Annotated in this window: 24 protein-coding genes and 1 pseudogene; 18 read left to right on the top strand and 7 right to left on the bottom strand. The window is 29.3% G+C overall.

The window, feature by feature from the left end; genetic code table 11:
- From LPB03_RS04785 to LPB03_RS04750, 8 genes and pseudogenes are all read left to right on the top strand, one after another.
- Positions 1–852, top strand: coding sequence for a universal stress protein (locus LPB03_RS04785; protein WP_065319018.1), 852 nt, complete (start codon positions 1–3; stop codon positions 850–852).
- A 12-nt stretch (positions 853–864) separates the two neighbouring features.
- Entirely contained in the window at positions 865–1,272 is a 408-nt protein-coding gene (locus LPB03_RS04780; protein ID WP_065319019.1) for a hypothetical protein, read from the top strand.
- Positions 1,273–1,290: 18 nt separating this feature from the next.
- Positions 1,291–2,141, top strand: a pseudogene (locus LPB03_RS04775) (ATP cone domain-containing protein).
- A 1-nt stretch (position 2,142) separates the two neighbouring features.
- Positions 2,143–3,516: an MBL fold metallo-hydrolase RNA specificity domain-containing protein gene (locus LPB03_RS04770; RefSeq protein WP_065319021.1), complete on the top strand. Its 1,374-nt coding sequence runs from the start codon at positions 2,143–2,145 to the stop codon at positions 3,514–3,516.
- Positions 3,517–3,526: 10 nt separating this feature from the next.
- Positions 3,527–3,946: a hypothetical protein gene (locus tag LPB03_RS04765; protein ID WP_065319022.1), complete on the top strand. Its 420-nt coding sequence runs from the start codon at positions 3,527–3,529 to the stop codon at positions 3,944–3,946.
- Positions 3,947–4,256: 310 nt separating this feature from the next.
- Positions 4,257–4,706 (top strand): hypothetical protein, encoded by a 450-nt coding sequence (locus tag LPB03_RS04760; protein WP_065319023.1) that lies wholly within the window; start codon positions 4,257–4,259, stop codon positions 4,704–4,706.
- Between the two features lie 23 nt (positions 4,707–4,729).
- Complete coding sequence (locus LPB03_RS04755; RefSeq protein WP_065319024.1) at positions 4,730–5,401, top strand: hypothetical protein; 672 nt, start codon at positions 4,730–4,732, stop codon at positions 5,399–5,401.
- Positions 5,402–5,419: 18 nt separating this feature from the next.
- Entirely contained in the window at positions 5,420–6,148 is a 729-nt protein-coding gene (locus LPB03_RS04750) for a sulfite exporter TauE/SafE family protein (RefSeq protein ID WP_065319025.1), read from the top strand.
- 4 nt (positions 6,149–6,152) lie between these two features.
- On the opposite strand, the gene LPB03_RS04745 is transcribed toward LPB03_RS04750, so the two are convergent.
- The 6 genes from LPB03_RS04745 to LPB03_RS04720 all read right to left on the bottom strand — a co-directional run bounded on the left by LPB03_RS04745 (position 6,153) and on the right by LPB03_RS04720 (position 11,317).
- Positions 6,153–6,986, bottom strand: coding sequence for a universal stress protein (locus LPB03_RS04745; RefSeq protein ID WP_065319026.1), 834 nt, complete (start codon positions 6,984–6,986; stop codon positions 6,153–6,155).
- Between the two features lie 303 nt (positions 6,987–7,289).
- Positions 7,290–7,889 carry a CopD family protein gene (locus LPB03_RS04740; protein ID WP_065319027.1) on the bottom strand — a complete coding sequence of 200 codons (600 nt, stop codon included), beginning with the start codon at positions 7,887–7,889 and terminating at the stop codon, positions 7,290–7,292.
- Between the two features lie 225 nt (positions 7,890–8,114).
- Positions 8,115–9,134 carry a ferrochelatase gene (gene hemH, locus LPB03_RS04735; protein ID WP_065319028.1) on the bottom strand — a complete coding sequence of 340 codons (1,020 nt, stop codon included), beginning with the start codon at positions 9,132–9,134 and terminating at the stop codon, positions 8,115–8,117.
- 65 nt (positions 9,135–9,199) lie between these two features.
- The gene (locus LPB03_RS04730; RefSeq protein WP_065319029.1) at positions 9,200–9,805 is read right to left on the bottom strand and encodes a hypothetical protein; all 606 of its coding nucleotides are present in this window, start codon (positions 9,803–9,805) and stop codon (positions 9,200–9,202) included.
- Between the two features lie 19 nt (positions 9,806–9,824).
- Positions 9,825–10,340 carry a TrmH family RNA methyltransferase gene (locus LPB03_RS04725; protein ID WP_065319030.1) on the bottom strand — a complete coding sequence of 172 codons (516 nt, stop codon included), beginning with the start codon at positions 10,338–10,340 and terminating at the stop codon, positions 9,825–9,827.
- A 92-nt stretch (positions 10,341–10,432) separates the two neighbouring features.
- Positions 10,433–11,317: a helix-turn-helix transcriptional regulator gene (locus tag LPB03_RS04720; RefSeq protein WP_065319031.1), complete on the bottom strand. Its 885-nt coding sequence runs from the start codon at positions 11,315–11,317 to the stop codon at positions 10,433–10,435.
- Positions 11,318–11,520: 203 nt separating this feature from the next.
- On the opposite strand from LPB03_RS04720, the gene hemA reads away from it, so the two are divergent.
- The 10 genes from hemA to LPB03_RS04670 all read left to right on the top strand — a co-directional run bounded on the left by hemA (position 11,521) and on the right by LPB03_RS04670 (position 22,246).
- Positions 11,521–12,756, top strand: coding sequence for a glutamyl-tRNA reductase (gene hemA, locus LPB03_RS04715; protein WP_065319032.1), 1,236 nt, complete (start codon positions 11,521–11,523; stop codon positions 12,754–12,756).
- Between the two features lie 10 nt (positions 12,757–12,766).
- The gene (hemC, locus tag LPB03_RS04710) at positions 12,767–14,356 is read left to right on the top strand and encodes a hydroxymethylbilane synthase (protein ID WP_065319033.1); all 1,590 of its coding nucleotides are present in this window, start codon (positions 12,767–12,769) and stop codon (positions 14,354–14,356) included.
- A 122-nt stretch (positions 14,357–14,478) separates the two neighbouring features.
- Positions 14,479–15,444 carry a porphobilinogen synthase gene (gene hemB, locus LPB03_RS04705; protein ID WP_065319034.1) on the top strand — a complete coding sequence of 322 codons (966 nt, stop codon included), beginning with the start codon at positions 14,479–14,481 and terminating at the stop codon, positions 15,442–15,444.
- An 81-nt stretch (positions 15,445–15,525) separates the two neighbouring features.
- Complete coding sequence (gene hemL, locus LPB03_RS04700) at positions 15,526–16,815, top strand: glutamate-1-semialdehyde 2,1-aminomutase (RefSeq protein WP_065319035.1); 1,290 nt, start codon at positions 15,526–15,528, stop codon at positions 16,813–16,815.
- Between the two features lie 3 nt (positions 16,816–16,818).
- Positions 16,819–17,238, top strand: coding sequence for a hypothetical protein (locus LPB03_RS04695; protein ID WP_065319036.1), 420 nt, complete (start codon positions 16,819–16,821; stop codon positions 17,236–17,238).
- Positions 17,235–18,266: a uroporphyrinogen decarboxylase gene (hemE, locus tag LPB03_RS04690; RefSeq protein WP_065319037.1), complete on the top strand. Its 1,032-nt coding sequence runs from the start codon at positions 17,235–17,237 to the stop codon at positions 18,264–18,266. The genes LPB03_RS04695 and hemE overlap by 4 nt, the downstream gene beginning before the upstream one ends.
- 210 nt (positions 18,267–18,476) lie before the next feature.
- On the top strand, positions 18,477–18,965 hold the full coding sequence (locus LPB03_RS04685; RefSeq protein WP_065319038.1) for a DUF6973 domain-containing protein: 489 nt from the start codon (positions 18,477–18,479) through the stop codon (positions 18,963–18,965).
- Between the two features lie 31 nt (positions 18,966–18,996).
- Positions 18,997–19,755 carry an EI24 domain-containing protein gene (locus LPB03_RS04680; protein WP_065319039.1) on the top strand — a complete coding sequence of 253 codons (759 nt, stop codon included), beginning with the start codon at positions 18,997–18,999 and terminating at the stop codon, positions 19,753–19,755.
- Complete coding sequence (hemF, locus tag LPB03_RS04675; protein ID WP_065319040.1) at positions 19,745–20,647, top strand: oxygen-dependent coproporphyrinogen oxidase; 903 nt, start codon at positions 19,745–19,747, stop codon at positions 20,645–20,647. The genes LPB03_RS04680 and hemF overlap by 11 nt, the downstream gene beginning before the upstream one ends.
- 270 nt (positions 20,648–20,917) lie before the next feature.
- Positions 20,918–22,246, top strand: a complete 1,329-nt coding sequence (locus LPB03_RS04670; protein ID WP_065319041.1) for a dihydrolipoamide acetyltransferase family protein — start codon at positions 20,918–20,920, stop codon at positions 22,244–22,246.
- A gap of 153 nt (positions 22,247–22,399) precedes the next feature.
- Here LPB03_RS04670 and LPB03_RS04665 read toward each other — a convergent pair whose 3' ends face one another.
- Positions 22,400–24,967 (bottom strand): ATP-dependent Clp protease ATP-binding subunit, encoded by a 2,568-nt coding sequence (locus LPB03_RS04665; protein ID WP_065319042.1) that lies wholly within the window; start codon positions 24,965–24,967, stop codon positions 22,400–22,402.
- Positions 24,968–24,990 lie beyond the last annotated feature (23 nt).

Raw genomic sequence — 24,990 nt, 5'->3', positions numbered from 1 at the left:
ATGAGACGTAAAATATTATTACCTACAGATTTTTCAAAAAATGCTTGGCATGCCATTAAATATGCATTAGAACTCTACAAAAAAGACAATTGTGATTTTTATATTTTAAATGTTTTTTCTGCTACAAGAAATGTTATAAACTTAACAAATATAGAACCTGGTAGTGAGCTTTTTGAAATGGCAAAAGCGAGATCTAAAGATGGTTTAAAAAAAATAATTGATCTTATAAAAATGGAAGGATATAATAATCCTAAACATCATTTTGAAGCAATTTCAGTTTTTAACAATCCGTTAGAAGCCATTAAAAATATGGTTGAAAAAAAAGACATCGAAATGATTGTAATGGGAACTAAAGGAGCTGCAAATAAGACAAAAGTAGCCTATGGAAGTACCTCTATTTATGTGATGGAAAAAGTTAGAAACTGCCCAGTAATTGTAGTTCCTGCAAATGTAAAACAGAATTTACCTAAAGAAATAGTATTTCTTACTAGTTACAAAACGCATTATAAAAGACGTGAGCTAAATACGATGGTAGATATCGCTAAGAAATGTGATGCAAAAACTGCAATCTTACACATTTCTAAAGACAGCAAATTAAATGATAATCAAATGGAAAACAAGCAAATGCTTGAAGAAATTTTTGAAGAAATCTCATATGAATTTCACGAATTAACACATCATTCCATAGAATCTGCATTAGACATTTTTGTGGAAAGTAGAGATAGTGATATGATTGCATTCATCAATAAAAAGCATTGGCTTTTTGGAAGTGTTTTAACACAACCTTTGGTAAAAGAAATAGGTTTTATTTCAATAGTTCCAATACTGGTAATGCACGATTTAAGAAACTAAAAATAGAATATTATGAAAAATATTGGAGTCTGGTTAGACAAAGAAAAGGCACAAATAATTACCATAGAAAACGGAAAAGAAACTTTAAAAACGATTGTTTCTGAGGTAGAAGATTTTCATATTCATGGTGGTTCTGGAACTCGATTAAAAGGAGGTCCACAAGATGTTGTGCAGGATAGTAAATATTTAGAACGTGAAAAACATCAACTTAAAAGATATTTTAAAAATATTTCTGAAGAAATTAAGGATGCAGATGCAATTGTACTTTTTGGTCCTGCAGAAGCGTATTTAAAGTTTCAGAAAGAATTACAAGAAAACTATCAACACCTGAACATAAAAATTAAAGGTGCAATAAATGCAGATAGTATGACAGATAATCAAACAATTGCTTTGGTAAGAGATTTCTTTAAAAATCAATAAACAGTTCTTTTAGCTAGTATGGAAAATCAAGATATAGATATTGTAAAATCTTCTGGAAAAAAAGTAAAATTTTCTTTACATAAATTAAGTAAATCTCTAAAAAGAACTGGAGCAGATGAAGATACAATAAATAAAATTTTAGATAAAGTTAGAGATGAATTGTATCAAGGAATTTCTACAAAAGAAATTTATAACAGAGCGTTTGTATTACTCAAAAAAAAGAATAGTTATTTAGCCTCAAAATACAAGCTTAAAAAAGCAATTTATGAGCTAGGTCCAACAGGTTTTCCTTTTGAATATTTTATTAGTGCTGTTTTAAAAAATTCAGGTTACGTTACAGAAGTCGGTAAAATACTTCAAGGAAAATGTGTCTCTCATGAGGTAGATGTAATCGCTCATAAAAATAATGAAACAACGGTTATTGAGTGTAAATTTCATAGTCAACAAGGCTATAACTGCAATGTAAAAGTTCCTTTATATATAAACTCACGATATCAAGATATAAAAACACATTGGGATACTAACAAAAAAATAACACGATTCTAACTCCAGGATGGGTAGTTACAAATACACGTTTTACAGAAGATGCCATAAAATTTGGTAACTGTATTGGGTTGTACTTATTGAGTTGGGATTATCCAGAAAATGATGGACTAAAAGATCGAATAGACAGACTTGGATTGTATCCTATTACCACTTCCACATTACTTACAAACAGAGAAAAACAGTTTTTGTTAAGCAGAGAAATTGTTTTGTGTAGAGATCTGATTGGAGATGTATTTTTTTTAGATCATTTAGGTATTTCTGAAAGCCGTAAAAAAAGAATTTTAGAGGAGTTAGAACAATTATGTAATTATAAAAAATATTAATATGACACAGTTAGCAAAAATTCATTTTTTAGGCGGAGTTGGTACTGTTACAGGATCAAAATTTTTGATTGATTTACAAGAAAAAAAAATCCTAATAGATTGTGGTGTTTTTCAAGGTCTTAAAGAATTAAGAGAACAAAATTGGCAAGAGTTGTCTTTTAATGCTTCTTTAATTGATGTTGTTTTGTTAACGCATGGACATTTAGATCATGTTGGTTATTTACCAAGATTGGTACAACAAGGTTTTTCTGGAAAAATTATAGGAACTGCACCAACATTAGCAATTGCCGAAATTATTCTTAATGATAGTGCTAAAATTTATGAAGAAGAAGCAGAAAAGGCAAATAAAGAAAAATATACAAAACATCAGCCTGCATTGCCTTTTTTTACTAAAAAAGATGTAGAGAAAACCATTAGTTTTTTCGAGTCAAATCAAGAAGATAAATGGATTTCATTGTCAGAAAATATTAAGTATAGATTTCAATATAATGGACATATTATTGGTGCAACTTTTATAGAATTAGATATATACAGCAAACGATTTGTGTTTTCTGGTGATATTGGTAGAACTGATGATTATTTATTAGACAATCCTAAAAAACCAGCATGGGCAGATTTTCTTTTTATAGAAAGCACGTATGGTAACAAGTTACACCCTGAAGAAAATGTTGAAGCTGTTTTAACAAAAATAATTAGAGAAGTAATTGATAAAAAAGGAAATCTCATTATTCCAAGTTTTGCTGTGGAACGTTTGCAAATGCTCATGTATGTACTTTGGAAATTATATAAAGAAAATAAAATACCTAATATTCCTATTTATGTAGATAGTCCAATGGGAAATAACGTTTTAGACGTTTTTAAGCGTTTTTCTAAATGGCATAAACTTTCCGAATCTGAATACAATTCCATGTGCAATCACATAAATATTATACAATCGTATAGAGAAACTTGGGAAACAATTGATAACAAAGTATCTAAAATTGTAATTGCAGGAAGTGGTATGGTTACAGGTGGAAGAGTACTTACGTATTTACAACAATTAATTGATGAAACTGCTACAACTGTTTTATTGGTTGGTTATCAAGCTGAAGGAACAAGAGGAAGACAATTACAAGATGGTGCAAGCGAAATCCGTTTTTACGGAAAATATTACCCAGTGAAAGCAACCATAAAATCGATTGAAAGTTTGTCTGCTCATGCAGATCAAAAAGGATTATTAAACTGGATGAGCTCCATAAAAAACATCCCAGAAAAAGTATATTTAATTCATGGAGAACCTACTTCTTTAGATGCATTTCGTGTAAAAATAAAAAATACTTACAAATGGAATGTTACCATTCCAAAATTAAATGATATTGAAGAAATTATGATTTAAAATAATACTTATGAAAACTAAAAACGAATATAAAAGTTTTAATACAGACAAAAGTATTAAAGAGTTGAAGTACAATCTACTTCAACAAAGAGAAACTTTTGGCAATTTAATTATCGAGCAAGAATTTTACAAAAAACTTTTAAATGCCCCAATTTATCAATCGGAAAAACTAAACTTATTTGAAAAATTAGAAGGTTTTAAAAATGAACTTAAACAAACTGCAGAAACCAATAAATTGTTGTTAAATGAGATAGGTGTGCAATTATTTCAAATTGATAAAAAAGTGGAGTGTGATGATTTATTTTGCGATAATTTCTTTATTAAAGAAATTGATACTTTAGAATTAAAAATTCATAATTTTTTAATTAAAATTACGGCCTTAAAATTACAAATGATTGAATATTTTCAAGATGTAATGATTGAAAACTAACTGTTTCTTCTTTTTATAACAAACTGATATATATCATTTTAAAAAGCAGCTTAAATAACTAATTTAGTATAGCAATTATAAACATAGTTTAATCTTAAATTTATGTATATGTCACTAATTAAAATAAATCAAAATAGCTTATTTCCTTGAACCAATAAAGATAAAAGTAACTTATAAAAACGGAATTTTAAACTTAAACCTGCTTAAAAAAGAAAGCAGGAAAAAAAATTATAGAGGTTGTATAAAACTTCTTTTTAAACAGGAAGTAATAGGGGATTACTTTCTGTTTTTCATCTAAAAAAATAATATCATGAAAACAACACACACAGATAGAAGTATAAAACTTATTGAATGGTTAAGTGCAGATGATATGCATAGTAATTCTAAAGAATGGTTATCTGAATTAGAATTTGTAAAAGACGAACATCTCTTTTTAGAAGATTTAATAAAATCATTTACACTTCAATTAATTGACAAAGAGCATTTTAAGGAAAATAAAAAAGTTATTGAAACAATAAGTAGTTTTAAGAAAGAAAATGAAACACTTCTTAAGCTAGTAAATAATCACAAAAATAACCTTAAAATTTTGGTTGATGGAATTGATCAACCAAAAGAAGAAGAGAGATACAAAAATGAACATAAACATTTAACAGTAACCGTTCATAAATTTTTAAAAGATTACAAATTACTTAAAATTCAACTGTTTGATATTATAAAAGATATCAAAAAAACTGGAAAACAAAAACGCTTGCTTGAATAATTAATTTATTAAAATTCAAAATTATGAGACGCTACTTATTTTTAATTATGATGTTCTTTTTCATAAATTGTACAACTACACAGTTGACAGATAGTTGGAAAAGTCCAAATGTTGAATCTTATACAGCAGACAAAGTTTTAGTGGTGGGAATGACGCAAGATACAGTAGCAAGATTAAAATTTGAACAGCATGTAAAGAACGAATTAGAATTACGAGGAATAAATGCGATAATGAGTATAGAAATTTTTGACCCTTCTTTAAGAACAGAAAAAATGACGAAAGAAGAATTAAAAGAATTCGAAAAAAAACTTACAGATGATGGTTTTGACACTGTTTTGTTTTCAAAAGTGATAGGTGTAGAAGATAAAATTGCCTATAAAGAAAGTTATTATAAATTACAGAAAACTAATAGAAGATTTAAGGACGATTATTTAAAGTATCAAGATATTTATTACAATCCAGAATATTATAATGAATATAAAGTATATCATGCAGAAACATCTTTGTACTGTATTTGTCCAACAAAAGATAGTGAGTTAATCTGGAAAGGGTATATAGATATTATAAATCCAGAATCAATACAAGAAACCGTTTATGATTATGTAAACCTTATGCTGCTTGTTTTAGAGGATGAAAAACTAATCAATCAAAAATTATTGGATGAAGAAATTACTAAAAGTAAAACTATAAATTAAACGATTAATTTCTTATTGATGCTCTCAAGATATTTACCTGTTTTTATAATACTCTCTTTAATAGCAGAAGTCTTGGGAACTGTTGGTGGTTTTGGATCTTCTGTTTTTTTTGTACCTATAGCTAATTTTTATTTCGATTTTCAGTCAGTTTTAGGAATTACAGCCTTATTTCATTTATCAAGTAATGCAAGTAAAATAGCTATTTTTAAAAAAGGTTTTGATAAAAAAATCGTTTTAAATTTAGGAATTCCTGCTATCTTGTTTGTGTCAGTTGGTGCTTATTTTAGCAAGTTTTTAGATCCTAAAATACTTACTTATATTTTGGGTATTTTTCTTATTCTTTTAAGTCTTCTTTTTTTGATTTTTAAAAAGTTAAAAATAAATCCGAATAAAAAAAATGCAATTGTTGGTGGTTCATTATCTGGATTAAGTGCAGGACTTTTAGGAACTGGAGGCGCCATTAGAGGTATAACTTTAGCCGCTTTTAAGATGGATAAAAATAAGTTTATTGCTACTTCTGCAATAATCGATTTAGGTGTAGATTTTAGTAGATCTATTATCTACTATTTTAATGGATATATGCATAAAGAACATTTATATTTAGTACCAATACTTATAGTTGTTAGTATTTTAGGTACTTGGATAGGTAAAAAATTATTAGATAAAATTTCTCAAGAACAGTTTAGAGTTATTGTACTTTTACTTATTCTAGTAATTGGAATTGTGAGTATAAGTTCTAATTTATAAATTTTTAGTTATGGAAAACTAGTAAAGGTTTATTAATAGTATAACTTATTTTAGTGGTGGAAGAGCCTGTGAAAAATCTGTCAAAAAAACTTTCCTTTTCCACTAATAACGAAATTAAATCTATAGAATGCGTTTGCATGTAAAAACTTACTGCATACTGCATTGGTACATTGCTTATCCTATAATATTTAAAAGATAATTTTTTTGAGAATTTACTGATGTTTTCTTTATCATTTTTTTCTTCTATAGAAATTTCATTAGTAGGTTTTATTCTTAAAATATGTAATGTATTAGTAAAGTTTTTTGCAAAAACTAAAAGCTTTTTAAATGCATTTCCGCTTAAAGAATCTAATATATCTAAAGGTAAAAGTATTTCTTTTGGTAGTTTATAGATGCATCCTTCAGGAATAACTAATGTTGGACAATTAACTTTTCTTAGCACATTTATAGTATTACTACCAAAAATAACTTCTTTTGCACCAGTAGCACCATTAGTGCCCATTACAATTAAATCAATTTTTTTTATTTTTTTTATTTGATTTATCACAGCTACAAAATCGTTATAACTAACTAGAGTATCGTAAGAAAAGTTTTTATTCTCAAATTCATTTTCTAATTTAACAATAAGTTTATAAATCTTATGCTTAGTTTTTTTAATAACATTATCATAAATACTTTCATGATCAGCAGAAATTAAATCTACAGCAGCATATCCAGAAGGACTTCTTACATTAAGAATATGAAAAGTACATATATCATTTTCAAATAAATTTAAAGCATAGCGAATGGCATTAATTGAGTTTTTCGAAAAATCTGTGAGTAAGAGAATGTTTTTCATAAGTTGATTTTTTATTTTTAAAAATAATCATCATTTATAACAAACAATATGATATTAATCATCAAACAGTTTTTTTTAGATATTTATTAAATAGCTAAAGAAAATAATTATGTTTTTGGATTTTTTTGAATTGCAGCCAGGAATAATTTAGCTGAAAGCTGATTAAGAATAACAGACGAAGATGTTCATAGTTATTTATCTACCTTTAACAATGGCTCTCAGGAATTATGCTGTTGTTTTATTTGCCTATTAGAAAAATAATAAAAAGAAGATTTATATGTTTTTAAAATAGTATAATTTTAATTACAAAGTTTTTTTATTTTCATCTTTTGGGGCATTTAAAATCTCTTTTTCAGTTTTTTCCCAAGAATTTTTTTCTCTAATTCTTTTATAAAGTTTGATGCCTAACATCATTAAAATGCCAAAAAGGATAATACCAACAACTCCCCAAATCCAATTGATAGCACTTTTTACAGTAACTAAAAAAACAACTGCAAAAAGGATTATGGTAGAAATTTCATTGAAAATGCGCAATTTAAAAGCGGAGTATTTTATAATATCTCTCTGAAGTTTGTTATAGATCTTTTGGCAAAATCCGTGATAAAAATACAACGCAAAAACAAATGCTATTTTTACCAACATCCAAGGTTCTGATAAATAATATGGATTTTGAATAAGCATCCAAATGCCAAAAATACTGGCTAAAATTGCAGAAGGCCAAGTAATAATATACCAAAGACGTTTGGTCATTAACTTATATTGTGTTTGTAAAATTGATTTTGCAGGTTCTAACTTGTCTTCGGCTTCAGTTTGATAAATAAACAATCTAGGTATGTAAAATAACCCAGCAAACCAAGTTACCACAAATATGATGTGTAATGCTTTTACGTATAAAAAATCCATAGATTAAAAAAAAAAATTTTAGTTTATACTTTTTGTTTGCAAACAGGTTTAGCCCTGATTGAAATGACATCCTTTTTATGCTGAACTAGATTCTATATCTGCTAAATTAAATAAATTAGCTTTTAAATAAGAACAGATGCTGAAATAAATTCAGCATAAAAAGATATAATGGAAAGCAGGAAATAGCTTCAAATAATTAAATGGAATTCATAAATTATTTAAAATTTAACTGCTGATTTTCCAATCATAAATCCAGTTTTTCATCACATCAACCCAATCGTCATTATCGTTCATGCAAGGTATGTGTTTGTAATTTGTTCCACCAGCTTTAAAGAAATCCTCTTCTCCTTCCATGGCAATTTCCTCTAAAGTTTCCAAGCAATCAGATACAAAAGCAGGGGTAATTACTGCTAATTTTTTCTTTCCCAGTTCTGGAAATTTCTCCAACTCAAAATCTGTATAAGGTTTTAACCAAGGATCTTTTAATAAACGAGATTGAAAAGAATTACTCCAGGTTCCTTCTTCTAAATTTAATTCTTTTGCAATTGCTTTTGTAGTTTCAAAACATTGATGTCTATAACAAGTATGATGTGCAACTGAATTGCGTTCACAACAAGAACCATCTATTTTACAGTGCGAATTTGTTGGGTCAGATTTTTTGATGTGTCTTTCAGGAATTCCATGATATGAGAATAAAATGTGATCATAGTCAAAACCTTCTAAATGATTTGCAATATTATTACTCATTGCTTTTATATAATCTGGCTCGTTATAAAAAGGAGGCAATGTATCTAATTTTACATGTGGATAATGTTCTGCCAAAATTTCTTCAGCTTTTACAACCACAGTTTCGTAAGAAGACATTGCATAATGAGGATATAAAGGTGCTAAAAATATTTCTGTTACGCCTTTATCAACTAGGTTTTTAATACCTTGTTCCATAGTCATAGATCCATAACGCATGGCAAGTTCTACAGGAATATCGACTTTCTTTTTTAATTTTTCTGTAAATCTTTCAGAAATTACCACTAAAGGAGAGCCTTCATCCCACCAAATTTTTTTATAAGCTGCTGCAGATTTTTTTGGTCTTGTATTTAAGATAATTCCTTTAATTAAAACATAACGTTTCCAGTATGGAATATCAATTACACGTTCATCCATTAAAAACTCATCTAAATAAGTTTTTACATCATTAACATTAGTTGTGTCTGGTGATCCTAAATTGTTAAGTAAAACTCCTTTCATCTTTTGCTGAATTTGTTTCAGGTTTTATTTTTATGTTTTATTCTGATTTTTATTTCAGAACTTTATTATCTATTATATCTATAATTGTAACTAATTACATCTTTTCTCAAATTTTTCAAGAACTTGACTTTCCCTGATAAATATAAAATTTTAAAAACTCGTTTATTATAATCTGATATACATTCAAATTTATTTAAATCTTCATAAGACATTTTTACAAATTCACTATTTGTTTTCTTTTGAACTCTTTTGTCTTTTTTTGATAAAATTAAAGTGTCTAATTTATTATAAACGTAAAGCTTTAATTTTCTTTTCTCTCTAAAATCTTCTTGCGCAATATTTTTATTGATTCTACAATTTTCAGCTAAAGAAATAGATTTTGGTTTATATCTTTTCGTCCATTCAAATTTATAATTGTATTCTTTAAATTTGATACTTCCGTATGAAAAAATCAATTTATAATTCTCTTTTTTAGTTGATGTTTTAATTTCAAATATTCCATCTTCTTCAATTTTAACATATTCATCAGCATCATCAATCTTAACTAAAAGATTTGAGAAATTTCTATAAAATTCTTCAGAAAAAAATAATTTTCCTTTAATCGTAATAATTTCTTGACTGAATAAATTCAAAGAAACTGTAAGAAATACAAGAATAATTATATTTTTCATTTTGCTTACTGCTTACTGCTTACTGCTTACTGCTTACTGACATCTGATTCGTAACTTCATACAGCATAATTGCCAAACTATGCACTACATTCATGCTCGAATTTCTGCCATACATGGGTATTGAAATTGTAAAATCTACTAAATCTACATTTTCAATTCCATTTCTTTCACTACCCAAAAGTAGTACGATTTTTTCATGATTTTTAAAATTAAAATCTTGAATATTGATGCTTTTATCAGTAATTTCTATACCAATAATTGTATTGCCTTCGTCTTTTAAATTGTTAATTAGCGAGTTAAAATCGTTATAATAATCATGAGCAATTTGGTTGATTGTATTTCTTGCAGTATTGATAACTTTTCTGTTTTCTACGGATGGCGAATTTTCGTGAAAATAAATTTTCTCCACTCCAAAACTTTCTGAAATTCTAAAACACATTCCAATGTTTTCAGGTGTTCTAATTGCATCACAAACAATAGTTATCGGAAACTTTTGTTGCGTATTTTCTACGTTTTCGTGCGAAAGCTGTTTCAAATTCTATATTTTTTTCTAACTTCTAACTTCTAACTTCTAACTTCTAACTTCTAACTTCTAACTTCTAACTTCTAACTTCTAACTTCTAACTTCTAACTCTGTAAACTCATTACATATTTTTTCGGTGTTGTGCCGAATTTCTTTTTAAAAGCAGCAATAAAATGACTTGAGGTGCTATAACCAACCTGCAAACCAACTTCATTTACATTATATTGATTCGTTTCTAGCAATCTTCTTGAATGTTCCATTTTATAATCGAACAGAAAACTATAGACAGTATCTCCATAAATTTGTTTAAAACCTTCTTTTAATTTTTTGATGTTCAAACCAATCTCATTCGCTAATTCTTGTAAACTTGGTGGTTCAGCCATTCTTGAGATGATAATTTCCTTCGCTTTTCTAATTTTAAGAACATTTTGTTCATCAACCAAAAAAGGACAATATTCACCTTCTGCAGTTTCATCTTTTTGAAAATGTAAACTCAATAATTCGTAAACTTTACCTTTTACATATAGTTCTCTTATAGAACTATTAATATTTGAGTTGATAATTTGTTGCAAAACAATACTAACTGTTGGTTTTATTTCTGCATCATCATAATATTTTTTGTTGCTATTTTCGTTGCTTAAGAAAGGAATATAACCAGATTCCTTAGAAAATAAAGAATGGAATTTTTCGATAGAAATTAAGATAGAAAGCAAGGTTGTTTTTGGTTGAATTTCTAAATTAATAGGTAAAGTTCTCTGTGGGTTATATAATAGAATAGATCTATTGTCTAAAACATCAAAAGAATAAGAACCATTATTAAATAAAAATTTAGAATTACCTCGTAAACAAAAGTGCATTTGTATAAAAGTGCTATTAATTTCGCGCTCAAAATTTAAAACCTCATTGCTTTCGTTCTGAAAATGAAGAACATAAAAGCCTTTTTCAAGCGTTATTTCATCAAGTGTACTTTCTCCGACATTTTTAAACATAAAAAATAAATTTAATCAATCTGTTTCTATTTAGAATCGTTCTATATAAAATCCATGTAAATCCTTACACAACAACAAAAATAAGGTTTTCTGTAAGTTTATTTATTAAAAATTAACTAAAAAACATACAACGTTATTAAAAGTACTTTTAGCGATGTTTTTTTATGGATTAAGTTTTTACTTTTGACCAACTTTTTAAGTTTATGCAAGAAACTACGAAAACTCATTTTTACAATATTGGTGTCAGTTATATAAAAGCCGACGCTAAAACTCGTGGTAAATTTTCTTTATCGAAACAAAATCAGGTTGCTTTGTTAGAAATGGCAAAGGCTAAAGACTTTGATGGTGTTTTTGTTTTATCAACTTGTAATAGAACCGAAATTTGTGGTTTTGCAGAACATCCTTTCCAATTAATTCAATTATTGTGTCATTTTTCTGAAGGTTCTGTAGAAGAATTTGCATCGATTTCTAATGTTTATAAAAATCAGGAAGCTGTAGATCATTTGTTTAGAATGGGTACAGGTTTAGAAAGTCAGATTTTAGGAGACTATGAAATTGTTGGTCAATTAAGACAATCTTTTAAATTAGCAAAATTATACAATACCACAAATAGCTATTTAGAAAGGTTAATAAATAGCGTTTTACAAGCAAGTAAAAGGGTTAAAAACGAAACAAAATTAAGTTCAGGAACAACGTCTGTTTCTTATGCTGCAGTGCAATATATCGTAAAAAATTTACCAAATTATAATTCTAAAAACATTTTAGTTTTTGGATTAGGTAAAATGGGAAAACATACCTGTAAAAATTTAGCTGAATACACGCAAAATAAATCGGTTTGTTTAATTAATAGAACAGAGCAAAAAGCAACTGAATTTATTAAGGACCATGCTATGATTAGGAAATCTATCATAGAAAACTTATCAGAAGAAGTTGCAAAAGCAGATGTTTTAATTGTCTCTACAGGTGCAGACAAGCCTACAATTACAAAAGAACATATTGCTGCAAACAAAAAAATGCTTATTTTAGACTTATCAATGCCAGAAAATGTCGCTAAAAATGTTACTGATTTTGAGGGGGTTTCTTTGGTAAATGTAGATGAGCTTTCTAAAATTACAGATGAAACATTATCAGTTCGTCAACAAGAAATTCCGCTTGCAGAAGCAATTATAGCAAAACATAAGTTAGAATTTAATAGTTGGTTAAATCATAGAAGATTTACACCAGCAATTGCCGCTTTAAAATTATCATTAGAAAATATTAAAAACGACGAAATTAATTTTCAGAAGAAAAAAATCACTGATTTTGATGAACATCAAGCAGAAATTTTAACTTCGCGTTTTATTCAAAAAATAACCACTCAATTTGTAAAACATTTAAAGGATGATAAAACATCTGTTTCGCAAAGTTTAGAAGTAATTAATAAGGTTTTTCAATCTTAACAACAAACCAATGCAAAAAATAATTAGAATAGGAACTCGCGAAAGTCAATTGGCTCTTTGGCAAGCAAATAAAGTGCGCACAGAATTAGCTGAATTTGGCTACGAATCTATTTTAGTACCCATAAAATCTTTAGGAGATATTGTTTTAGACAAGCCTTTGTACGAGCTTGGAGTTACAGGCGTTTTTACTAAATCTTTAGATATTGCTATGTTAAATGGTGATATTGATATAGCTGTACATTCCTTAAAAGATGTGCCAACAGCTTTGCCAGAAGGTATTGTGCAAGCAGCCGTTTTAAAACGTGGTAATTATAACGATGTTTTAGTTTTAAAAGGAAATGAAGAGTTTTTTGGAACACCAAATGGAATTATTGCAACAGGAAGTTTGCGAAGAAAAGCCATGTGGTTAAACAGATACCCAACTCATAAAGTAGAAGGTTTAAGAGGAAATGTAAACACACGTTTGCAAAAGTTAGAGGATAGTGAAACTTGGAATGGAGCAATTTTTGCAGCTGCAGGATTAGAAAGATTAGGTATTAATCCTGAAGGAGCTATAGATCTTTCTTGGATGATTTCTGCTCCTGGACAAGGTGCAATTATGATTACTGCTTTAGAAAAAGATAATTTCGTATTAGATGCTTGTGAGCAATTAAACCATCATGAAACCAAAGTTTGTGTTGGTGTTGAGCGTGAGTTTTTACGATTGCTAGAAGGTGGTTGTACAGCTCCAATTGGTGCTTTAGCCTACGTAAACTCAAAAACTGAAGAGGTTAATTTTAAAGGTGTTTTATTAAGTAAAGACGGTTCTAAAAAGATAAAAGTAGAAAAAACTGCCAAACTTGGTAATCATAAATTTTTAGCAAAAGATTGTGCAGATTATGTGATTAATAGAGGTGGAAAAGAACTGATGTTAGAGGATGATGAAAATCAATCTAAAATCGCCTCCATTTATTCTACAAAGAAACTTTCTGAACTTCAAAAAGAAACTTTATCGGAAGCAATTGGGATAGAAGATAGCGATTTTATTAAAATCCGTTTTAATAGAATTCCTGCTAAAGTGATAAAAAACGAAATTGAAAACGTAATTATCACGAGTCAAAATGGAGTAGAGGCAGTTTTAAACTCGTTCACTAAAAACGAATTAAAATTTAAGAATATTTATTGTGTTGGTAGAAGAACTAAAAAGCTAATCGAAAACAGAATAGGGAAAGTTACCAAGGTTGCAAAAAATGCAAAAACGTTAGCTGAATATTTATCAAAAGAATTAGAAAATAAAGAAGTTACTTATTTTTGTAGTAATTTACGAATGGATATTTTACCAGCTTATTTAAAAACGCATAGTATTGTTGTAAATGAAGTTGAAGCTTATAAAACAATGTTAAGTCCAGAGACTTTAAGTGATGAAATTTCGGGAGTTTTGTTTTATAGCCCTTCAGGAATTGAAAGTTATTTACAAGAAAATAATACAAAAAAAGTAGCTTTTTGTATTGGAGAAACTACAGCACAAGTAGCAAGAAAACATTTTGATACAGTTGAAGTTGCAAATATGCCAAGTGTAGAAAGTGTTTTAGAATTGGTGAATACTTATTTTTCAAAATAATAAAAAATGTCTCCTCGAGCATTACTGAAATCAAAATATTTTTTGATTGAAAGTACGAACGCAGTTCTCGAGAGGTTAATTTAGTTCTCGACTGCGCTCGAACAGACAATAAGTTTTAGGAAATGTTTAGAACAAGAAGACTTAGAAAACACGAAGGAATTAGAAGACTTGTTAAAGAAACAAGACTTTCTGTTGATGATTTTGTATATCCATTATTTATTGAAGAAGGCGAAAATATAGAAACAGAAATTGTTTCGATGCCAGGAATTAAACGTTTTTCTTTGGATAGAATTTCGAAAGAATTAGATGAGGTTGTAGCTTTAAAGATTCCAGCAGTTTTGTTGTTTGGAATACCATCTACTAAAGATGAAGAAGGAACAGAAACTTGGAATGATGATGGAATTATGCAACAAGCAATTCGTTTTATCAAGAAAAATTACCCAAGTTTATATGTAATTACTGATGTTTGTTTTTGCGAATATACTTCTCATGGACATTGTGGAATTATACATGATAATGATGTTGATAATGATGCTACTTTAGTAAATATTGCAAAACAAGTAATTTCTCACGCAAAAGCTGGAGTCGATATGGTTGCACCTTCAGGAATGATGGATGGAACGATTGATATGATTCGTCAATCTTTAGACAATACAGGTTTTGTTAACTTGCCAATTATGGCATATTCTGTAAAATATGCATCCGCATTTTATGGACCATTTAGAGATGCAGCAGATTCTGCACCAACATTTGGCGATAGAAGAACGTATCAAATGGATCCATCAAACAGAGATGAAGGAATGCGTGAAGCAACTTTTGATGATCAAGAAGGAGCAGATATTTTAATGGTGAAACCAGCATTATCATACTTGGATATCATTAGAGATTTAAAAAATAATTTTGATAGACCAATTGCTTGCTATAATGTAAGTGGAGAATATGCAATGGTAAAAGCAGCTGCAGAAAAAGGTTGGATTGATGGCGAAAAAGTAATGATGGAAAGTTTACTCTCAATGAAAAGAGCAGGAGCAGATATTATTATCACTTATTTTGCAAAGGAAGCAGCAAAGGTTTTGTTAAAGAAATAAAATTATAAATGTCTCCTCGAGCGCAGTCGAGAGGTCTTAATAGTTCTCGACTGCGCTCGAACTGACAAAAAGCTTATAGAAATGAAATTCAAAAAATCACAAAAGTTATACGAAAAAGGATTAAAAAACTTGGTTGGAGCAGTAAATTCTCCAGTAAGAGCCTTTTCTTCAGTTGGTGGAAATCCGTTGTTTATCAAAAAAGCAAAAGGAACTAAAATTACAGATGTAGATGGAAATGAATATGTAGATTTAGTACTTTCTTATGGCCCAATGATTTTAGGTCATCGTCATAAAAAAGTACAAAAAGGTGTAGATAAAGCCTTAAAAAAGGGCTATTCTTTTGGAGCATCTACAGAAGCTGAAATAAAATTAGCAAAAATTGTTTGTGATGCTTTTCCAGGAATGGATAAAGTTCGTTTTGTAAATTCAGGAACAGAAGCTGTTTTAAGCGCAGTTCGTTTGGCAAGAGCATTTACAGGAAAAGATAAAATAATCAAATTTTCTGGCTGTTATCATGGTCATCAAGATTCATTGTTAGTAGCAGCAGGTTCTGGTTTAGCAACGTTAAGTATGCCAGGAAGTAAAGGTGTTCCAGAAGGAGCTGTAAAAAATACTTTAATTGCAAATTATAATGATTTAGACAGTGTAAAAGCACATTTTAAAAAGCATAAAGATATTGCTGGAGTAATTATTGAGCCAATTGCAGGAAATATGGGAGTTGTTATTCCTGAAAATAATTTCTTAGTAGAGTTAAAAGCATATTTAGAAACACAAGGAGCGCTATTAATTGCTGATGAAGTAATGACAGGTTTCCGTTCTAAATTTGGTGGAGCACAAGAATTATTAGGTGTAGAAGCAGATATTACATGCTTAGGTAAAGTTATTGGTGGAGGTTTTCCTGTTGGAGCTTATGGAGCAAGAGAAGAAATAATGCAAGAAGTTGCACCTTTAGGAGGCATGTATCAAGCAGGAACGTTAAGTGGAAATCCAATTGCAATGGCAGGTGGAATTGCTACATTAACAGAATTAAAAAAACAAGATCCGTATAAAAAGTTTGAGGAAATTGGTTCTATTATAGAAGTGATTTTATTAGAAACTGCTAAAAAATACAATGTAGCCTTAACTGTAAATCGATTTGGTTCTATGTTGAATCCTTTCTTTGTAAATAGTGAAGTGACTAATTTTGTGGAGGCACAATTGTCTGACACAAAAAAGTTTGCGGTTTTCTTTTGGGAAATGATTAAAAATGGTGTGTTTTTACCTCCAAGTCAGTTTGAAGCTTGGTTTTTATCATCAGCTTTATCAGATAAGGATATTAAAATAATAGCAGAAGCAGTTGATAAAGCAATGGAAAAAGTTTCTAAAATGTAAAAAATGGACTGGATAAAAATAGCTAGTATTGTTTCAATTTCATTACAATTTATTTCATTTTGGTTTGCAGCACCAGAGGTTTTAGGGAGTGAATGGTTGCAAAAAGCAGAAGCTATTATTAGAAAAGGAATTAAAACAATTCCCACCATTTTAATGTTTATTTTAGGCGCTATTATAGGAGTTATAACTCCTAAAACATTAGATGAATTTAATTTAAAAATTTTAATTCCTTTAGTTTTAATACTTATATTAATTCTTATTCTCTCTAAAAAAATACAAAAAATACTGGATGAGAAAATATCTGTTCCTTTGCTTAATAAATTAATTATTAATCAAAATTTTCGATTCTCATTATTAAAAACGGCTGCGATATTATTTACGTTAGGGTTTATTTTACAAATTATTACAATTATTTATTCATGATAAAAAACGATTTATTTTTAAGAGCTTTAAAAGGAGAAACTGTAGACAGACCACCAGTTTGGATGATGAGACAAGCAGGTAGATATTTGCCAGAATTTCAAGAAATCAAAAAGAAATACGATTTTTTTACACGTTGCCAAACTCCAGAATTAGCTTCAGAAATTACGGTTCAGCCAATTAGAAGATATGGTATGGATGCTGCAATTCTGTTTTCAGATATTTTGGTAATTCCACAAGCCATGAATATTCATGTGGAAATGAAACCAAATTTTGGACCTTATTTACCAAACCCAATTCGTACACAAAAAGATTTAGATTCAGTAATTGTTCCAGATATTCAAGATACATTAGGCTATGTAATGGATGCTATAAAAGCGACCAAAGAAAAACTAAATGATGAAGTTCCTTTAATAGGTTTTGCAGGTTCACCTTGGACAATTTTATGTTATTGTGTGCAAGGTCAAGGTTCTAAAAACTTCGATAAAGCTAAAGAATTGTGTTTTACAAATCCTGTAGTTGCACATTCTTTATTGCAAAAAATTACAGATACAACAATTGCGTATTTAAAAGCAAAAGTAGCAGCTGGAGTAGATGCTGTTCAGGTGTTTGATTCTTGGGGAGGCATGTTATCTCCTGTAGATTATCAAGAATTTTCTTGGCAATATATGCAGCAAATTATCGATGCTTTAAAAGACAGTATTCCTGTAATTGCATTCGGAAAAGGTTGTTGGTTTGCATTAAACGAAATGGCTAAATCAGGAGCTTCTGCTTTGGGTGTAGATTGGACGTGTTCTGCAAGAAACGCACGTTATTTGTCTGGAGGTAATATTACTTTGCAAGGTAATTTCGATCCTACAAGATTGTTTTCTCCACCATCAGAAATCAAAAAAATGGTAACGCAAATGATTAATGAATTTGGAAAAGATAAATATATTGTAAATCTAGGACATGGAATTTTGCCAAATATTCCTCTAGACAATGCAAAAGCGTTTATAGATGCTGTAAAAGAGTATAAGAGTCCATCTTAAAATAACACAAAAATCTTGCAAGGTTTCAATAATCTTGCAGGTTTCAATAATTATAATATTTTTGGCGTTCCCTAAAAAGGTCGCGCTTTCTATTGTATCTTTTGCCTAAAAAAGGCAAAAGGATGCCATTTCAATCGCTAACGCAAACTTTTGCCAGTCAATAGAATTTAGAACAAATTCAGAATTTCTTAAAAGCAAAAAAAACTATAAATGTCATTTTGGAATATTATAAAAAGCTTAAATTTTAAACAACTGTGGATTCTGTTTCTATGGTTTCTACAACATCCGTTATTTATGTTTGCGACTGCAAAAGCAACATATTTTACAATTAGAATTGCGCAAAAAGAATTTCCAGGTATTCATGATCAAGATAATAAAGCAAACGCATTTCGTCACGCTTTATGGAATATATTAATTGCAAAAGAAAGTGCTAAATTTAGTTCAGATGTAGAAGCTGTTTTAAATTGGACAAAAATAATTACAGATTGGCATGAAGAATTTTCGCCCAATAAAGAAATGGCAAGACTTATGGATTTACACAATAACCAATTTGGTAGAAATAAGTTTTTGGATTTAAAAGAAAAATCAACAGAAACGATTGTAATTTCTTTAAAAAATGAATTTACTAATGCAGTTCAAGTAAAACATACATCAGAATTTAAAAATTTAGAGAACCAATTAGTTTATTTAGAAAAATAAATTATTTTTAGAAAAGAAAAATCAGCTGAAAATGATAAAAAACATTGTTTTAGGAATTAAAGAATATACAGGTGCTTTTGCATTAATTTCTGAATTAAAACTCTGGAAGTATTTTATAGTTCCTATTCTAATAAGCATTCTAACAGCGGTTTTAATTGGAGTAGAAGTGTACGTTTTATATGATAATGTTGGTGGCGTAATTGCTAAATTATGGATTTGGGATTGGGGAAAAGAAGGTTTTACTGCCATTAGTAATTTTGTTGGCGGAATTATTGTTTTGGTTATTGGCTTAATTTTATACAAGCATATTATCATGGCTTTTTCTGCGCCATTTATGAGTCCTGTTTCAGAAAAAATTGAACATCATTATTATGGAGAAACAAAACATTTACACAGAAAAACAAGCAATACAGAACAATTAATAAGAGGAATCAGAATTAATGTTAGAAATCTAATTCGCGAACTTTTATTTACATTTCCAATCTTACTATTAAAATTTATTCCAATTGTAAATATATTTTCAACTATTTTATTATTTATAGTTCAAGCATATTATGCAGGTTTTGGAAATATGGATTATACTTTAGAACGTCATTTAAACTATAAAGAAAGCATCAATTTTGTTAGAAAAAATAAAGGTTTTGCAATCGGAAACGGAATTGTATTTATGCTTTTTTTATTAATTCCTGTTATTGGAATTATTATTGTTTTACCACTTTCTGTAACAGCAGCATCTAAAAAAACGGTTAAATTGATGCACAACAAACACGAAATCGTTTATGAAAAATAAATTTTACAAATACATAGAAAACTTACAAGATACAATTACATCAACTTTAGAAAAAGTAGATGGAAAAGCTACCTTTGAGGAAGATCTTTGGGAAAGAAAAGAAGGTGGAGGAGGAAGAACTAGAGTGATAGAAAATGGTGCAATCTTCGAAAAAGGAGGTGTAAATATTTCTGCAGTTCATGGTGAATTACCTGAAGCTTTAAGAAATCAATTTAAAGTAAAAGAAGGTAATTTCTTTGCTTGTGGGTTAAGTTTGGTTTTGCATCCTATTAATCCGTTTATACCTACAGTACACGCAAATTGGCGCTATTTCGAAATGTACGATGCTGATGGAAATATTGTAACTCAATGGTTTGGTGGAGGTCAAGATTTAACACCTTATTATTTGTTTGATGAAGATGCAACTCATTTTCACACGGTTTGTAAATCCGCTTGTGATCAACATCATCAAGAATTTTATCCGAAGTTTAAAAAAACATGTGACGAATATTTTTGGAATGCACACAGAAACGAAGCAAGAGGAATTGGAGGTTTGTTTTTTGATTATTTAAAAGAAAACGAAGAATTTTCAATTGAAGATCGATTCAATTTTGTGACAGAAGTTGGGAATAGTTTTTTAGAAAGCTATGTGCCAATTGTTGAAAAAAGAAAACAATTAAAGTTTACAAAAGAACATAAAGATTGGCAAGAAGTAAGAAGAGGAAGGTATGTAGAGTTTAATTTAGTGCACGATAGAGGAACACTTTTTGGCCTAAAAACCAATGGTAGAATTGAAAGTATTTTAATGAGTTTGCCACCAGTTGTGCAATGGAAATACAATCATCAACCAGAAGAAAACTCAGAAGAAGCTAAACTTTTGGCAGTTTTAGAAAATCCTAAAGATTGGGTTTAATGTTACAATATTGCTTTATAGAAACCTTAAGTTTTTTGTTTTTTAGTAGATTACATTTTAAAAATTGATTCTTAGGTTTTAAAAATATTGATGTGAATTTCGTAAAATAAGTGCAGTTTATATATCAAATAAAACAAAATAAACATTTTTTTTAATTTAAAAATAAGAATAGTTTAAAAATATTAATTTTCAAACTGCTTTTTTTTATGATATATTTAAATGTAAAATCATCCCTTTTTTGTACTTTTACAATCTCTTAAAACAGATAAAATGGCAATTTTTGAATTAAAACTCCCTAAAATGGGCGAAAGTGTTGCAGAAGCAACAATCACTTCTTGGTTAAAAGAGGTTGGTGATACTATTGAATTGGATGAAGCTGTTGTAGAAATTGCAACTGATAAAGTAGATTCTGAAGTGCCAAGTGAAGTAGAAGGGAAGTTGATTGAAATTCGTTTTCAAAAAGATGAAGTTGTTGCTGTTGGTGAAACAATTGCTTTGATAGAAACTGATGGAGGAGATTCTAATATAGAAAATGCTGCTCCAAAAAAGGGTGAGGAAACTTTAAAAGAAGTTAAGGAAGTAGAGAAGACAATCGAAAAAGCTGCTGAAGTTGTAGAAACTCCAATTGCTAAAAACTCCGATTCTGGTAAATTTTATTCGCCTTTAGTAAGAAATATTGCTCAAAAAGAAGGAGTTTCTATGGACGAATTAGAAACAATTTCTGGAACAGGAAAAGATAATAGAGTAACAAAAGACGATATTTTATTGTACTTAAAAAATAAAGGTACAGGAACTCAAAAAGAAACTTCAGCTAAGGTTGAAACTCCAAAATCAACTGAAAAAGTTGCTGAAAAAACGGTTTCAAAAGTAAGTCCTGTTTCTGTTAATGGAGGTGATGAAATCATTGAAATGAGCAGAATGGGTAAATTGATTGCAAAACACATGGTAGATTCTGTTCAGACTTCTGCTCATGTACAATCGTTTATTGAAATTGATGTGTCCAATATTGTAAAATGGAGAGGTAAAGTAAAAGATGCTTTCTTAAAAAGAGAAGGAGAAAAACTAACTTTTACGCCAATTTTGATGCATGCAATTGCTGCAACCATAAAAAAATATCCAATGATAAATATTGCTTTAAATGGCGATAGCATCATTAAAAAGAAAAATATAAATTTAGGAATGGCTGCTGCTTTACCTGATGGAAATTTAATTGTGCCTGTAATTAAAAATGCAGACCAGTTGAATTTAGTAGGGATGACAAAAGCTGTGAACGATTTGGCAAATAGAGCAAGAAATAACGCTTTAAAACCAGATGAAATTCAAGGTGGAACTTATACAGTTACGAATGTTGGTAGTTTTGGTTCTGTAATGGGAACACCAATAATTAACCAACCGCAAGTTGCTATTTTAGCTTTAGGAGCTATTAGAAAAGTACCAGCAGTTATTGAAACTCCAGAAGGAGATTTTATTGGAATCAGACAAAAAATGTTTGTTTCTCATTCTTATGATCATAGAGTTGTAAATGGTGCTTTAGGTGGAATGTTTATTAAAACTTTAAAAGATATTCTAGAAGCTTGGGATGTAAACGCTGATTTTTAGATTAACAATTCATATAAATTATAAAACGCTTGGATTTTCCAAGCGTTTTTTTGTTTACTATCTAAGATTACTATTTTTAATAAACTATCAAACTAAACCAAAACAAAAAACTCGCAATAAATGCGAGTTTTTATATCAATTAAAAAAGAAATACTATTTAGAATTACTTTCTGTTCTAGTTTCTTTCTTCTTTTCACCTTTTACAATATTTATGGTAAGCTCATTCTTATCTTCGTCTAAATCCATTGCAATCACATCTCCTTCAGTAAGGTTGGAGTTTACAATTTCTTCAGCTAAAGCATCTTCAATATATTTCTGAATGGCTCTTTTTAATGGTCTTGCACCATATTTTTTATCGAAACCTTTATCTGCAATATAATCTTTTGCTTTTTCACTTAAGTTTAAAGTATAGCCTAAATCTAATATTCTGTTTAAAAGTTTGTCTAATTCAATATCAATAATAGAATGAATATCTTCTCTTTCTAAAGCATTAAAAACAATAACATCATCAATTCTGTTTAAGAATTCTGGTGCAAAAGATTTCTTTAAAGCTCCTTCAATAATTCCTTTTGCATATTCATCTGCTTGTGCAGCTTTAGAGGAAGTTCCAAAACCAACTCCACCACCAAAATCTTTTAATTGACGAGCTCCAATGTTAGAAGTCATGATAATAATGGTATTTCTAAAATCGATTTTACGTCCTAGACTATCAGTAATATGTCCATCATCTAAAATTTGTAATAACATATTAAATACATCTGGATGCGCTTTTTCAATTTCATCTAACAAGATTACAGAATACGGTTTTCTACGAACTTTTTCTGTTAATTGTCCACCTTCTTCATAACCTACATATCCTGGAGGTGCACCAATTAAACGAGAAATTGCAAATTTCTCCATATATTCACTCATATCAATTCTAATTAAAGAATCGTCAGAATCAAATAATTCACGTGCTAAAACTTTTGCTAATTGCGTTTTACCAACACCAGTTTGTCCTAAGAAAATAAAAGAACCAATTGGTTTGTTAGGGTCTTTTAGACCAACTCTATTTCTTTGAATCGCTTTTACAACTTTGGTAACAGCTTCATCTTGCCCAACTACTTTACCTTTAATCATGGCAGGTAATTCATGCAATCTGTGGCTTTCTGCTTCTGCAACTCTGTTAACAGGAATTCCTGTCATCATAGAAACTACTTCTGCAACATTATCTTCAGTAACAATTTCTCTGTTTAATTTAGAGTCATCTTCCCATTGTTTTTGAGCAGAATTTAAAGCAGCTTCCATGTTCTTTTCATCGTCTCTTAACTTGGCAGCTTCCTCATATTTTTGTCCATTAACGGCTTTTGTTTTTAAATCGCGAATTATTTCTAATTGAGATTCTAATTCCAAAACTTGTTTAGGAACAATAATATTTGTGATATGAATTCGAGAACCAGCTTCATCTAAAGCATCAATGGCTTTGTCTGGTAAATAACGATCAGTCATATATCTGTTCGTTAATTTTACACACGCTTCAATAGCATCATCTGTATAATTTACATGATGATGTTCCTCATATTTATTTTTAATATTTTGTAAAATCTGAATAGTTTCTTCTACAGAAGTTGGTTCTACAATTACCTTTTGAAAACGACGTTCTAAAGCACCATCTTTTTCGATATTTGTTCTAAATTCATCTAAAGTTGTAGCACCAATACATTGTATTTCGCCTCTTGCCAAAGCAGGTTTTAACATGTTAGAAGCATCCAAAGAACCAGTGGCTCCTCCAGCACCAACTATGGTATGAATTTCATCAATAAAAAGAATAATATCATCATTCTTTTCAAGCTCGTTCATTAAGGCTTTCATGCGTTCTTCAAACTGACCTCTATATTTTGTACCAGCAACCAAACTTGCTAAATCTAAAGAAACAATACGTTTATCAAACAAAATTCTAGATACTTTTCTATCTACAATTCGCAACGCTAAACCTTCAGCAATGGCAGATTTACCAACTCCAGGTTCTCCAATTAACATTGGATTGTTCTTTTTTCTTCGACTTAAAATTTGCGAAACACGCTCAATTTCTTTTTGACGACCCACAACAGGATCTAGTTTTCCTTTTTCTGCTAAATCTGTTAAATCTCTACCAAAATTATCTAAAACAGGTGTTTTCGATTTTTTGATGGTTTTTCCTTTTTGTTGTTCAAAAGGATTTGATTTTTCTGACGGATAACTATCATCAGAAGGCGTTTCTGCAATTGGGTTTGTTGGTAAAATAGCATCATCAACATCATCTACATGTAATTGTTTGTATAAAGCTTTTGCTTCATCATAATTTACATGATATTTCTGAATCAACTTTGTAGTTGGGTCGTTTTCATTTCTTAAAATACAAAGTAGTAAATGAGCTGTATCAATAGCTTCACTTTGATATAATTTAGCTTCTAAAAAAGTAGTTTTTAGAGCTTTTTCAGCTTGCCTTGTTAAGCGTAAACTAGGTTTGTCTGTGTTTTCTATAAATGTTGGGTTAGATGGGTTTAGTTGCTCTAACTTTTTACGCAGCAAAATTAAATCAACATCAAATGCTGTTAATATCTCAATTGCTTTTCCATCCCCTTTTCTTATTAAACCTAATAAAAGATGTTCTGTTCCAATAAATTCATGCCCTAATCTTAAGGCTTCTTCTTTACTGAAGGTGATTACATCTCTTACTTTTGGTGAAAAATTATCGTCCATATTTCTTTTGTCTTGAGGTAAAA

It is taken from the genome of Polaribacter vadi, from assembly GCF_001761365.1.
In the GTDB taxonomy this organism is placed as follows: domain Bacteria; phylum Bacteroidota; class Bacteroidia; order Flavobacteriales; family Flavobacteriaceae; genus Polaribacter; species Polaribacter vadi.
This window is presented reverse-complemented; position numbering and strand designations above follow the sequence as displayed.

Coding starts and splice junctions, on each gene's coding strand:
- LPB03_RS04785 (WP_065319018.1), top strand. CDS start 1: ATGAGACGTAAAATATTATTACCTACAGATTTTTCAAAAAATGCTTGG.
- LPB03_RS04780 (WP_065319019.1), top strand. CDS start 865: ATGAAAAATATTGGAGTCTGGTTAGACAAAGAAAAGGCACAAATAATT.
- LPB03_RS04770 (WP_065319021.1), top strand. CDS start 2,143: ATGACACAGTTAGCAAAAATTCATTTTTTAGGCGGAGTTGGTACTGTT.
- LPB03_RS04765 (WP_065319022.1), top strand. CDS start 3,527: ATGAAAACTAAAAACGAATATAAAAGTTTTAATACAGACAAAAGTATT.
- LPB03_RS04760 (WP_065319023.1), top strand. CDS start 4,257: ATGAAAACAACACACACAGATAGAAGTATAAAACTTATTGAATGGTTA.
- LPB03_RS04755 (WP_065319024.1), top strand. CDS start 4,730: ATGAGACGCTACTTATTTTTAATTATGATGTTCTTTTTCATAAATTGT.
- LPB03_RS04750 (WP_065319025.1), top strand. CDS start 5,420: ATGCTCTCAAGATATTTACCTGTTTTTATAATACTCTCTTTAATAGCA.
- LPB03_RS04745 (WP_065319026.1), bottom strand. CDS start 6,986: ATGAAAAACATTCTCTTACTCACAGATTTTTCGAAAAACTCAATTAAT.
- LPB03_RS04740 (WP_065319027.1), bottom strand. CDS start 7,889: ATGGATTTTTTATACGTAAAAGCATTACACATCATATTTGTGGTAACT.
- hemH (WP_065319028.1), bottom strand. CDS start 9,134: ATGAAAGGAGTTTTACTTAACAATTTAGGATCACCAGACACAACTAAT.
- LPB03_RS04730 (WP_065319029.1), bottom strand. CDS start 9,805: ATGAAAAATATAATTATTCTTGTATTTCTTACAGTTTCTTTGAATTTA.
- LPB03_RS04720 (WP_065319031.1), bottom strand. CDS start 11,317: ATGTTTAAAAATGTCGGAGAAAGTACACTTGATGAAATAACGCTTGAA.
- hemA (WP_065319032.1), top strand. CDS start 11,521: ATGCAAGAAACTACGAAAACTCATTTTTACAATATTGGTGTCAGTTAT.
- hemC (WP_065319033.1), top strand. CDS start 12,767: ATGCAAAAAATAATTAGAATAGGAACTCGCGAAAGTCAATTGGCTCTT.
- hemB (WP_065319034.1), top strand. CDS start 14,479: ATGTTTAGAACAAGAAGACTTAGAAAACACGAAGGAATTAGAAGACTT.
- hemL (WP_065319035.1), top strand. CDS start 15,526: ATGAAATTCAAAAAATCACAAAAGTTATACGAAAAAGGATTAAAAAAC.
- LPB03_RS04695 (WP_065319036.1), top strand. CDS start 16,819: ATGGACTGGATAAAAATAGCTAGTATTGTTTCAATTTCATTACAATTT.
- hemE (WP_065319037.1), top strand. CDS start 17,235: ATGATAAAAAACGATTTATTTTTAAGAGCTTTAAAAGGAGAAACTGTA.
- LPB03_RS04685 (WP_065319038.1), top strand. CDS start 18,477: ATGTCATTTTGGAATATTATAAAAAGCTTAAATTTTAAACAACTGTGG.
- LPB03_RS04680 (WP_065319039.1), top strand. CDS start 18,997: ATGATAAAAAACATTGTTTTAGGAATTAAAGAATATACAGGTGCTTTT.
- hemF (WP_065319040.1), top strand. CDS start 19,745: ATGAAAAATAAATTTTACAAATACATAGAAAACTTACAAGATACAATT.
- LPB03_RS04670 (WP_065319041.1), top strand. CDS start 20,918: ATGGCAATTTTTGAATTAAAACTCCCTAAAATGGGCGAAAGTGTTGCA.
- LPB03_RS04665 (WP_065319042.1), bottom strand. CDS start 24,967: ATGGACGATAATTTTTCACCAAAAGTAAGAGATGTAATCACCTTCAGT.